Below are 10,427 nucleotides of genomic sequence, written 5' to 3'. Positions count from 1 at the left end.
TCAAACCACCCCCTTCTTCACCAACCTCCCCACCGTCAGCCCCTGCACGAGTATGGAGAACACCACCACGATGTAGGTGACGGCCAGCAGAACCTCGCGTGAGGGATCCGGCGGCAGCGACAGGGCCAACGCGACCGAGATCCCGCCCCGCAGGCCGCCCCAGGTCATCACCTTGATCGCGTTCGGCGAAAAGCTGCGCCGCAGCCGCATGGCCATGACCGGTACGCCCACCGAAACAAACCGTGCGAGCAGAACGAGCGGAATGGCCAGCAGCCCGGCCCAGAGGTAATCGAGGTGGAAGGTGAACAGCAGTACTTCGAAACCGATCAGCACGAACAGGACGGCATTGAGGATTTCGTCCACCAGTTCCCAGAACGTGTCGATATGTTCGCGGGTCTTGTTGGACATGGCCAGCAGGCGACCGTGGTTGCCGATCAGCAGGCCGGCGACCACCACGGCAATGGGGCCGGACAGATGCAGCGCCGTGGCCAGCGCATACCCGCCCATCACCAGCGCCAGGGTGATCAACACCTCGACCTGGTAATTGTCCACGCTGCGCAGCATGAGAAACGCCAGCCAGCCGCTGAGCCCGCCGAACAGCGCCCCGCCCACCGCCTCCATAGCGAACAGTTGGACCACCTCGCCGGCATGGATCTCGTGACTGCCGACGGCGATCTCCGCCAGCACCAGAAAGATCACCACAGCCACACCGTCGTTGAACAGCGATTCGCCGGCGATTTTGGTTTCCAGGGATTTGGGCGCGCCGGCAGTCTTGAGAATACCGAGCACCGCGATCGGATCGGTCGGCGAGATCAGCGCACCGAACAACAGACAGTAGATCAGCGGTACATCGATTCCGAGCAGGCCGAGCAGATAATAGGCCCCGAATCCGACGATGAAGGTGGAGACGATCACCCCGAAGCTGGCCAGCACCGTAATCACCCATTTCTGGCTGGCGAGGTCGTCGAGATTGACATGCAGGGCACCGGCGAAGAGCAGCAGGCTCAGCATGCCGTGCATCAGCACCGTATTGAAATCCAGCGAGGCGAGCACGGCGCGGGCGTGCGTATCGAGCGGGAGCCCCGCCACGCCGAGCGCCACCAGTACCAGGGAGAACAGCAGGGAAATCAGCATCAGCCCGATCGTCGTGGGCAGCCGCAGGTAGCGGTGATTGATGTAGCTGAACACCGCCGACAGCGTGATCAGAATGGCAAATACGTTGAGCAGCGTTTTCACTTGTCCTCCCCCTTGGAATTGCCCCCATCATCACCGGCTGCGTCCCGGCGCAGATTCAGTTCCTGCTCGATATCCCCCAGACGCCGGCTGATGTCGCGCAGTATCTGCTTGAGCTCCTTGTCGCCTTCCTCCATTTCGCGGTCGACCATGAACGCGGAGATGCTGGCGGTCAGCAACGAAAAGAACCCCAGCCCGAGCAGAATGAGAAACCCGGCGAACACCTTGCCGGCGGTGGTGGTCGGCACCACGTCCCCGTATCCGACCGTACTCATGGTGACCAGCGCCCACCAGATGCCTTCCCCGGGCGAATGGAAGGCCGGATCGACGGACGCGATGATGAGCCCCGAGATCACCATCACGATGCCCGCGACGATCAGCGTATAGCCCAGCTTGTTGCGCGCCAGCAGCTTGCGCATGGTGCGCGACAGGGAAAACGCCACCCCAACCACCAGCAGCAGACGGAAGCTGCGCAGGGCAATGGCCAGAGGAGCGTAATTCCACAGAATGGGAAGACCGGCCGCGATGATGACCAGATTCATCCAGTTGGTGAGCAGGTAATGGCGTTTGTCACGCACCAGCGCGGTCAGCACCACGGTCTCGATGACGAACACCAGCCAGATCAGCCAGTCGCTGATCACCACCAGCACGCTCGTCATGTGCTGCGCGACCTCGAAATACCAGATGACCGGAATCCACAACGCGATGCCGACCAGCGGCCATTCGAAATAACGCCCCCAGCGTTGGGCACGTTCGGGTTCATGGTTGGAAACGCCGGCCAGACCGGCGTAGACGTGCAGCCGGTGCTTCATTCCCTGTTGCCGCGCGCGAGCTGCGGCAGATCGCCCCCCAGCCCCATGGCCTGGCGTATGAATTCTTTTTTGAGCGGCGGCGCCGCATCGACCATGCCCAGCCCCCAGTTGCGCAGCCGCATCAGCGGCGGAATGCGGTTGCCGAACAGGCGCTTGAAACCTTCCATGGCGCGCATCATGAGAATATTTTCACCGCGCCGGCTGCGCTCGAAACCGCGCAGGACCCGCAGGCTGCCGATATCGCGCCCGCAGCCCAACAGGGTTTCCGCCAGTGCGGCCGCATCGAGAAAACCCAGATTGGCGCCCTGCCCGGCCAGGGGATGAATCGTATGCGCGGCATCGCCGATCAGCGCAACACGCTCCTTGACGTAATGCGCCGCCTGGGCGCCGCGCAGCGGAAAGGCCGCGCGCGGACTCACCGCGGTGATGCGCCCCAGCTTGTAGCCGAATGCCTGTCCGAGCTGGTGGATGAAATCCTCGTCCGACAGCTGCATCAGGTCCTCGGCGCGGGCCGTGTCCGCCGACCAGACGATGGAACAGCGCCCATCCGCCAGGGGCAGAAAGGCCAGCGGCCCGGTCGGCAGGAAGCGCTGCCAGGCGGTGGCCTGGTGCGGCTTCTCGGTCGTCACCGTCGCCACCACGCCGAGCTGGTCGTAGGGCTGCACCCGCCACTCGATGCGGGCGCGTTCACGCACCCTCGACCTGGCGCCGTCCGCGCCGACCAGCAGACGCGCCGTTAAGGTACGCCCGTCACCCAGCGTCACCTGCACCTCGTCCGCACCGACCTCGAAATCCTCCAGCGCAGCGTGCAACAACACGTCCACGGATTGGAAATCCTTCAGCCGCTGATGCAGGGCATCCTGAATCACGCGGTTCTCGATGATGTGCCCCAGGCAGGATTCGCCGACATCGAGGCTGTCAAAGCGGATCTCGCCCGAACCGCCGGCGTCCCACACGCACATGTGCAGATAGGGACTGATCCGGCGCGCACTGAGCAGCGGCCACACGCCCAGGTGTTCGAAAATGCGCTGCGAGGCGCGCGAAATGGCGGAGACGCGCAGGTCGTAATCGTCCCCGCGGTGAAACGGCCGCGGTGCCTGCTGCTCCAGGACCGCCACGCGCAGACCGCCCTGACCGAGGGCGCAGGCCAGAGTGGCGCCCACCATCCCGCCACCGGCAATAATCACGTCATAACGTTCGGTCATGGTTCAAAGCCTCGGCAGGCGCGCGCGCAGGCCCATGTTCTGTCGAGCCAGCATATGGCGCAGCGTGGGAATCAAATCAACCGCCACCAGACCGGCGGCACGTGCGTGCGCCAGCGGCGGCCAGGGGTTGGCGAACAGACGCGCCAGGGTATCGGTGAAGCGCACCACGGTCTTCAGATCGTCCTGGCGGCTGCGCTCATACTCGGCCAGCAGCGCGGCATCGCCGGGATCCTCATCCGGGTGCGCCTGCAGCAGCCCGGCCAGTACCGCGATGTCCCGCAGACCAAGATTGAACCCCTGGCCGGCCACGGGGTGCAGCGTATGCGCGGCATTGCCGGCCAGCACCACACGGCCCTGAACGTAACGCCCGGACTTGAGCAGGGCCAGCGGATAGGCGGCGCGCTGCCCGACCTTGAGGAAACGCCCCAGGCGCCAGCCGAAGCGCGCCTGCAGCCGCTCCAGGAAGGCCGCGTCGTCCAATTGCATCGTATCGGCGACGGCCTCGCTGCGATGCGTCCACACCAGTGAGCAACGCCCTTCACTCATGGGCAGCAGGGCCAGCGGGCCCTCGTCGGTGAAACGCTCGAAAGCGATGCCGGCGTGGTCCTTCTCCGGCGTGACGTTGGCGATCAGCGCGGTCTGGCCGTAATCGGCCTTTTGCAGCGGAAAGCCGAGCCGTTCGCGAATCGTGGACTGCGCCCCGTCGGCCGCGATCAACAGCCGTGCCTCGATTTGCCGGCTGCCCGACTCGGTACGCGCCTGCACCAACACCCGGTGCGGGTCGGCGTCCACGGCTTCGATCTCGGCGGGCGCGATCACCTGCACATCGGCAAGCGCCTGCAGACGCCGGTACAGCACCGCGCCGACCGCGCGGTTTTCCACCACATAGCCCAGCGCCGGTACGCCTTCCTCGTCTGCGCTCAGACGGGCGGCGCCGAAACGGCCGCGGTCGGAGACGTGAATCCGGTGAATCGGGGTTGCCGAGGGAGACAGCGCCTCCCACAAGCCGAAACGTTCCAGCAGCAGGCGCGAGCCCCAGGCCAGCGCAATGGAACGGTCGTCGTAACTGGGCTGGCCGGGCTCCCCGAAGGGACGCGCCTCGATGACGCCCACCCGATAGCCGGTGTCGGCGAGCGCCACCGCGAGCGTCGCGCCCACCATGCCGCCGCCGGCAATCAGAATGTCGAATTGCGGTTCGTCCATGCTCACGGTCATTCTCCCTGCATCAGGGCCTCGATCTCCGCAGGCGATTTGGGCAGACCGTCGGTGAGCACGTCGCAGCCCGCCTTGGTCACCAGCACGTCGTCCTCGATACGGATACCGATGCCGCGGTAACGCTTGGGCACGCCGCGCTCGTGGGCGGCGATGTAGAGACCCGGCTCGACGGTCAGGGCCATGCCGGATTCAAGCAGCCGCCACTGGTCCTCCAGCTTGTAATCGCCGACATCGTGAACGTCCAGGCCCAGCCAGTGACCGGTGCGGTGCATGTAGAACTGCCGGTAGGCACCGTCCTTGATCAGCTGCATGGGACGCCCCTTGAGCAGGCCGAGCTCGGCCAAACCACGCGTCAGCACCCGCACCGCGGCGACATGCGGATCGTCCCAATGATTTCCCGGCACGCATTGTTCGATTGCCGCATGCTGCGCCTCCAACACCAGTTCGTACAGCTCGCGCTGGGGCTCGGTGAAGCTGCCGTTGACCGGGAAGGTTCGGGTGATGTCGCTGGCGTAACCGGCATACTCGGCGCCTGCATCAATCAGCACCAGGTCGCCATCGCGCAACTCGGCGTTGTTGTCCGTGTAATGCAGGATGCAGCCGTTTTCGCCGCCGCCCACGATGGGCGGATAGGACGGCTCGCAGCCATGCAGACGAAAGACGTACTGGTAGATCGCCTCGAGTTCGTATTCCTGCATACCTGGCTGACAGGCCCGCATGGCGGTGGCGTGCGCCTCCATGGCCACCCGCGCCGCCTGGCGCATGGCGCGCACCTCGGCGGGGCTTTTATACAGCCGCATGTCATGGAGTAGATATTCGAGTGAGATGAACTCATGCGGCGGATGCGAGCCGCTGCGGGTCTGTTCGCGGATGCGGTTGATCCAACCCAGCAACTGGCGGTCGAAGTCCAGGGTCCGGCCCATGGTGTAATAAACCGCTTTGCGGTCCTCGAGCAGACCGGGGAGGATTTCGTCGATGTCGCTGATGGGGAAGGAATCGTCGGCCCCGAAACGTTCCACGGCCCCCTCCTGCCCGGCGCGCCGCCCGTGCCACAACTCCTTTTCGGGATCGCGTTCGCGGCAGAACAGGATGTATTCGCCCTGTGGCCGTCCGGGCACCAGCACGGCGACGCTCTCGGGCTCGGAAAAGCCGGTCAGGTACAAAAAGTCGCTGTCCTGACGATAGGGATATTCGACGTCGTTGTTGCGCAGGTGGACGGGGGCGGCGGGCATGATGGCGATGGATTCGGTGTCCATCATGCGCATCAGCTGACGGCGCCGGCGTGCGTATTCGTTGGTCGCAAGACTCATGGCAAGTAATGACCTGTCGTCTGGTCGCGTTGTCGGGCGGGTGCTATACCGAATCGATGAACGTGGGCGGGCGGAATCAGCGCCAGCACCGGTTAATGGAGCGTCTCACCGGGCGTCGGCGGCCGGAAGGTGTCGCGCATCATCAGCACACCCAGGCGTAGATATTCGCACAACTCCATATAGTTCGCTTCCTCCACCTCGCTTTCCTCCGCCTCGTCCGCGCCTGCACGGGTGAACTGCTCCAGGTCGTGCAAAAAGCCGCGGCTGTCCTGATCCAGTGCCGCGGCGCTCAGACCGGCGAGGCCGAGGCCGGTGAGAAACCCCTGCGACCAGGCGGCCAGTGCCTCGACACGCTGCGCCATGGGGGCCTCGTCCACGGGCAGCAGGGGCGAAAAGCTGACGTCCTCGTCCAGCAATTGCGCCCGCGTTTCCTGAAAGACCTGGCGCATCACGCCCAGCAGTTCGCGCACCAGTACATCGGCCTCATCCAGCTGGGGCAGACTCACGCGCACCCAGTCCGCCAGCCCCGTCTCGCCGTTCACCACGAGCTGCGCCGTCAACATGCCATGCGCCTCCGCCGCACCGAGCTCCGCCTGGCTTCGCTCCAACACTGTCTGCAATGTGCGGTAATCGGTCATCAAAAGGCCTCAATGCGTGCTTCGTACGGAAACAGGATAAGCCGGTACAGTTCGGTGCCGATCTGAATATGGGTGAAGTCGGGCTGGCCGAGGGTGATGGCATTGCTTCCGGCAAGGGAGCGTCCGGTCAGGCCGAAGCAGCGATCGGCAATCAGCTGATCGAGCAATGCCTGCAGCTCGGCCCGGTCGATGGAGCCGGTATTGTCGACAATTCGACACGGCTTGCCGTTGTGGGCCGTGCCTTCGATAACGATCGCACGGTCGTTGATGGGCGGCGGACCATCCGCATCCGGCGTTTGCTTGGTTTCGTCGTGCATGAATCCTGCTGTCGGGACTTGAATTCAGAAGCGGATTCTACCTCGCCTGTTCACGCAGCCGGTAAAATCCCCGCTCCTATCCGGTCAATCGGGGCCGATATTGCCGTTTTACACCCATTTTGAGGGGCTTCGATGCCATCGCTGCAATGATGGATGTCATGAAAAGTTCGGCAAGCCGACCGGACGGCCTCCCGGTATTTCACAAGTTGACCCCTATCGGAACCCGTCCTAGTATTGAACGCATGAGCAACGAGCGCCTCAACGATATCGCCGAACAGGAACTCAAGCGCCTGGAATACCGGCTCAACGAGCTGATCCAGACCTGCGAGCGACTGAAGCAGGAAAACCGCCTGTTGCGCGAACAACAGGAGCAGATCCTCGCCGAACGCTCCACCCTGCTCGACAAACAGGACGAAGCCCGCCGCAAGGTCGAAAAAATCATCACTCAGCTGCGCTCGATGGAAAGCGTTGCATGACTTCGGGCACGTCCCCCGTCTCCGTCAAGATCCTCGACAAGGAATTCCAGATCGCCTGCAGTGATGAGGAGCGCAGCGCGCTGCTCGCGGCGGCCAATTTCCTGCACACCCGGATGAAAGAGATCCGGGACAGCGGCAAGGTCGTAGGCATGGACCGGATCGCCATCATGGCGGCCCTGAACCTGACGCACGAGCTGCTGCTGAACCGTTCCGAGCGCGAGGAGCTCAGCCATACGCTCAGCACCCGCATCCGCTCGCTCCAGGACCGCATCGAGCAGGCCCTGGAAAACGTTCAGCAGATGGAGCTGTAAAGTAGTAAGATATGAATCGTCACCCTGAGCGGTGAACACGGACGCGGCCAGGGAACCGGCAGTTGTATTGAGAGATTCGCTTTGGGCATCTCTGCGGTGTTCGCCAGGGGCCGGGTAGTCCCTTGAGCCTAATTAATTACCCAGGGAGCCGAGCAAAGGCCGGTGTGCATGCCCGCGCAAGCGGTAAGCCTAAAGGTTTTCTGCGAAGCCCCCACTTGAACCTCTGGTTCAAGGTCAAAGGCCCCAGCGGCATTGCGGAGATGTCCACCCTCCAAATCCTTGTCCCGTGACGACTGACAACGTCACCCTGCGCCGAGAACTCCGTCACCGTCGCGCCGCCCTGGACGAGGCGCAGCGCCGGCACGCGGCCGCGCGCATCGCCGACACCATCCTTCGCACCCCCCGATTCCTGCATGCCCGCCATGTTGCGGTCTATCTGCCCGTACGAGGCGAAGCCGACCCACTGGGACTCGTCGCCCAGGCCCGCAGGCTCGGCAAGCGCGTCTATCTCCCGGTGCTCGCACCGCTTGTCCAGCATGGCCTGTGGTTTCTGCCCTGGGACCAGGACACCCCGCTGCATCGCAACCGATTCGGCATTCCGGAACCGGTCCTGAACGGGCATACCCCGCGTCCGCCCAGCCGCCTCGATCTGGTCATCACCCCGCTGGTCGCCTTCGACGCAAACGGGCACCGCCTCGGTATGGGCAAGGGTTATTACGACCGCACCTTCGCCTTCCTGCGCCGTCGTGGCCAGTGGCGCAAACCCTATCTGCTCGGTTGCGCCTACGGATTCCAGGAAGTGTCCGGCCTGACAGCCCAGCCATGGGACATTCCCCTCCACGGCGTGGTGACCGAGCAGGGCTGGCGTCATTTCTGAAGTGACCTATACTGCCGCCCGATTCCAAGGAGCTGACGATGCAATACTGGCTGATGAAATCCGAACCAGATGCTTTCGGCATCGACGACCTCAAGCGCGTCAAGGTCGAACCCTGGGATGGCGTACGCAACTACCAGGCCCGCAACATGATGCGCGACCAGATGAAAAAGGGCGACCAGGTCTTCTTCTATCACTCGAACTGCGACGAGCCCGGGATCGTCGGCATCATGACAGTTGCCCGCGAAGGCTACCCCGACCCGACGGCCTTTGACCCGGAAACGAAATACTACGATCCCAAATCCGACCCCGATAATCCCCGCTGGTATCTGGTCGACGTGCGCTTCAAACGCAAGCTCAAGCGCACCATCACTCTGGCCGAGCTCAAGGCAAACCCCGCCCTTGGCGACATGCTCCTGGTGCGCAAGGGCAACCGGCTGTCCATCATGCCGGTCACCGAGGACCAGTGGCATCTGATCCTGTCTCTGGAATGACCGAGCTTTATCATTTCTGGTCCTCGCCAGCCGCCCAGCGTGTCCGACTGGCACTCAGCTACAAGCAAGTGCCATACCGCGATGTGGCTGTCGACTACCACGACGACGAAACCTTCTTCGATCTGGGCGTCGCCCGGGTCACCCCCGTCCTGCGTATGGGAAATGGACAGCTGCACACCGACTCGCTACAAATCCTCTGGCAGATCGACGAACTGTTTCCGGATACCCCGCCGCTGGTCAACGATCGCATCGATCGTGCAGCCTGGGATGCGCTGCTCGGTTGGCGCGAGCAGGTGGATGCGGTGCTGGAACGGCTATATGCCCCTGTGCGGCCGGCATACCGCGATATCGGCGCCGACGAAGCGGCGTTGCACGCCTACAAGGCGGATGTCCAGCAGCGCTTCGGCATGAGCCTGGAAGCGCTGGCGAACGATCGCTACGACGGCTATGCGCAACTGGACAGGATCACCAACCTCGGGGCACTCAGCCGACATCTGGCCAAACACCGCTTCTACATGGGGGCGATCAGCGTGGCGGACGTCCTGCTTTTTGCGGACCTCTATCCGGTGCAGATCCTGGATGGCATCTCGCTACCCATCGATCTCATGTACTACCTGCAGCGCGTCGCCGAAACCTGCCATACAGACCCTCACGAAGGGCTGCTGGCAGGCTGAACCCGACACAGACCTTCATTCATTTAGGAGCCTGACACAATGAAATATGGTGACCTCTTGACCTACCTGGATGCCCACGCCGACTACACGATCCTGGACGGCTCACCAGCCGAAACCCTGGAGAAAGCGCTGACCGACAAACACCAGGACGCGTTGGCCGGCGAAATCATCAAATCCTCCGCCACCCACGCCGACATCACCTCGGTCGAGCAGGAAATCGAACGCGTCGATTTCGTGAAGTCACTCTCTGCCGTTCGTCTCAAATACATGGCGGACGATGCACCCGTCGAAGGCTTCCGCATGGTCGAAAAAATCATCACCACCGCCGACGCCGCATACAACGAAGAGGCGCTCGCAGCACGAGGAAGCTAACCGAATTGCATTACTGCTTTTACAAGCACAAACAGCATTCAAAAACAACAATATTTACTAGTATTTCCATTCAACTTGTTTATACTCAGACGCGGGTTCTGACTTAAGCCTTGGAGAGCAGCTCATGGCCGTAAAAAAATCCGCATCCAAAAAGAAATCCACTTCCAAATCACGTATCAAAAAATCTGCCGCTAAGAAGGCAGCACCGAAAAAGAAGGTCACCGCCAAGAAAAAGGCGGTAGCGAAGAAGAAGGCCGCACCGAAGCGCAAGGCCGCCGCCAAGAAGAAGGCCGCACCGAAGCGCAAGGCCGCCGCCAAGAAGAAGGCCGCACCGAAGCGCAAGGCCGCCGCCAAGAAGAAGGCCGCACCGAAGCGCAAGGCTGCCGCCAAGAAGAAGGCCGCACCGAAGCGCAAGGCCGCCGCCAAGAAGAAGGCCGCACCGAAGCGCAAGGCTGCCGCCAAGAAGAAGGCCGCACCGAAGCGCAAGGCCGCCGCC

The 10,427-nt window shown here is 62.9% G+C and carries 14 protein-coding genes and 1 other RNA gene; 8 read left to right on the top strand and 7 right to left on the bottom strand.

The annotated features are described in order from the left end of the window. The 7 genes from P8Y64_11835 to P8Y64_11805 form a co-directional block, all read right to left on the bottom strand. Positions 1-1,236: a sodium:proton antiporter gene (locus P8Y64_11835; GenBank protein MEJ2061154.1), complete on the bottom strand. Its 1,236-nt coding sequence runs from the start codon at positions 1,234-1,236 to the stop codon at positions 1-3. Continuing rightward, complete coding sequence (locus P8Y64_11830) at positions 1,233-2,045, bottom strand: ion transporter (protein MEJ2061153.1); 813 nt, start codon at positions 2,043-2,045, stop codon at positions 1,233-1,235. Before P8Y64_11830 ends, P8Y64_11835 begins: the two co-directional genes overlap by 4 nt. Next, complete coding sequence (locus P8Y64_11825; GenBank protein MEJ2061152.1) at positions 2,042-3,250, bottom strand: UbiH/UbiF/VisC/COQ6 family ubiquinone biosynthesis hydroxylase; 1,209 nt, start codon at positions 3,248-3,250, stop codon at positions 2,042-2,044. Before P8Y64_11825 ends, P8Y64_11830 begins: the two co-directional genes overlap by 4 nt. A 3-nt stretch (positions 3,251-3,253) precedes the next feature. Then, entirely contained in the window at positions 3,254-4,453 is a 1,200-nt protein-coding gene (gene ubiH, locus P8Y64_11820) for a 2-octaprenyl-6-methoxyphenyl hydroxylase (GenBank protein MEJ2061151.1), read from the bottom strand. Positions 4,454-4,461: 8 nt separating this feature from the next. Next, positions 4,462-5,775, bottom strand: coding sequence for a Xaa-Pro aminopeptidase (gene pepP, locus P8Y64_11815; protein MEJ2061150.1), 1,314 nt, complete (start codon positions 5,773-5,775; stop codon positions 4,462-4,464). Positions 5,776-5,867: 92 nt separating this feature from the next. Then, on the bottom strand, positions 5,868-6,413 hold the full coding sequence (locus P8Y64_11810; protein ID MEJ2061149.1) for a UPF0149 family protein: 546 nt from the start codon (positions 6,411-6,413) through the stop codon (positions 5,868-5,870). Then, complete coding sequence (locus tag P8Y64_11805) at positions 6,413-6,730, bottom strand: hypothetical protein (protein MEJ2061148.1); 318 nt, start codon at positions 6,728-6,730, stop codon at positions 6,413-6,415. Before P8Y64_11805 ends, P8Y64_11810 begins: the two co-directional genes overlap by 1 nt. A gap of 242 nt (positions 6,731-6,972) precedes the next feature. Here P8Y64_11805 and P8Y64_11800 point away from each other — a divergent pair, with 242 nt between their 5' ends. The 8 genes from P8Y64_11800 to P8Y64_11765 all read left to right on the top strand — a co-directional run. After that, positions 6,973-7,206, top strand: a complete 234-nt coding sequence (locus P8Y64_11800) for a TIGR02449 family protein (protein ID MEJ2061147.1) — start codon at positions 6,973-6,975, stop codon at positions 7,204-7,206. Next, positions 7,203-7,517 carry a cell division protein ZapA gene (locus tag P8Y64_11795; protein ID MEJ2061146.1) on the top strand — a complete coding sequence of 105 codons (315 nt, stop codon included), beginning with the start codon at positions 7,203-7,205 and terminating at the stop codon, positions 7,515-7,517. The genes P8Y64_11800 and P8Y64_11795 overlap by 4 nt, the downstream gene beginning before the upstream one ends. 85 nt (positions 7,518-7,602) lie before the next feature. Beyond that, a non-coding RNA gene (gene ssrS, locus P8Y64_11790) (6S RNA) lies at positions 7,603-7,782 on the top strand. Positions 7,783-7,803: 21 nt separating this feature from the next. Then, complete coding sequence (locus P8Y64_11785) at positions 7,804-8,394, top strand: 5-formyltetrahydrofolate cyclo-ligase (protein ID MEJ2061145.1); 591 nt, start codon at positions 7,804-7,806, stop codon at positions 8,392-8,394. A 38-nt stretch (positions 8,395-8,432) separates the two neighbouring features. Beyond that, entirely contained in the window at positions 8,433-8,885 is a 453-nt protein-coding gene (locus P8Y64_11780) for an EVE domain-containing protein (GenBank protein ID MEJ2061144.1), read from the top strand. Further along, the gene (locus tag P8Y64_11775) at positions 8,882-9,559 is read left to right on the top strand and encodes a glutathione S-transferase family protein (protein ID MEJ2061143.1); all 678 of its coding nucleotides are present in this window, start codon (positions 8,882-8,884) and stop codon (positions 9,557-9,559) included. Before P8Y64_11780 ends, P8Y64_11775 begins: the two co-directional genes overlap by 4 nt. A gap of 39 nt (positions 9,560-9,598) precedes the next feature. Then, positions 9,599-9,931 carry a hypothetical protein gene (locus P8Y64_11770; GenBank protein MEJ2061142.1) on the top strand — a complete coding sequence of 111 codons (333 nt, stop codon included), beginning with the start codon at positions 9,599-9,601 and terminating at the stop codon, positions 9,929-9,931. A gap of 124 nt (positions 9,932-10,055) precedes the next feature. Next, the coding region (locus P8Y64_11765) for a hypothetical protein (GenBank protein ID MEJ2061141.1) at positions 10,056-10,427 on the top strand (372 nt) is incomplete at its 3' end.

It is taken from the genome of Gammaproteobacteria bacterium (assembly GCA_037388465.1).
Lineage (GTDB): Bacteria > Pseudomonadota > Gammaproteobacteria > SpSt-1174 > SpSt-1174 > JARRKE01.
The sequence above is the reverse complement of the archived record's forward strand: the minus strand, read 5'-3'. Positions and strand labels throughout refer to the sequence as shown.

What these genes read in the sequence shown, in the direction of transcription:
- P8Y64_11775 (MEJ2061143.1), top strand. Translation starts at nt 8,882, where the DNA reads ATGACCGAGCTTTATCATTTCTGGTCCTCGCCAGCCGCCCAGCGTGTC.
- P8Y64_11830 (MEJ2061153.1), bottom strand. Translation starts at nt 2,045, where the DNA reads ATGAAGCACCGGCTGCACGTCTACGCCGGTCTGGCCGGCGTTTCCAAC.
- P8Y64_11800 (MEJ2061147.1), top strand. Translation starts at nt 6,973, where the DNA reads ATGAGCAACGAGCGCCTCAACGATATCGCCGAACAGGAACTCAAGCGC.
- P8Y64_11780 (MEJ2061144.1), top strand. Translation starts at nt 8,433, where the DNA reads ATGCAATACTGGCTGATGAAATCCGAACCAGATGCTTTCGGCATCGAC.
- pepP (MEJ2061150.1), bottom strand. Translation starts at nt 5,775, where the DNA reads ATGAGTCTTGCGACCAACGAATACGCACGCCGGCGCCGTCAGCTGATG.
- ubiH (MEJ2061151.1), bottom strand. Translation starts at nt 4,453, where the DNA reads ATGGACGAACCGCAATTCGACATTCTGATTGCCGGCGGCGGCATGGTG.
- P8Y64_11825 (MEJ2061152.1), bottom strand. Translation starts at nt 3,250, where the DNA reads ATGACCGAACGTTATGACGTGATTATTGCCGGTGGCGGGATGGTGGGC.
- P8Y64_11795 (MEJ2061146.1), top strand. Translation starts at nt 7,203, where the DNA reads ATGACTTCGGGCACGTCCCCCGTCTCCGTCAAGATCCTCGACAAGGAA.
- P8Y64_11810 (MEJ2061149.1), bottom strand. Translation starts at nt 6,413, where the DNA reads ATGACCGATTACCGCACATTGCAGACAGTGTTGGAGCGAAGCCAGGCG.
- P8Y64_11805 (MEJ2061148.1), bottom strand. Translation starts at nt 6,730, where the DNA reads ATGCACGACGAAACCAAGCAAACGCCGGATGCGGATGGTCCGCCGCCC.
- P8Y64_11770 (MEJ2061142.1), top strand. Translation starts at nt 9,599, where the DNA reads ATGAAATATGGTGACCTCTTGACCTACCTGGATGCCCACGCCGACTAC.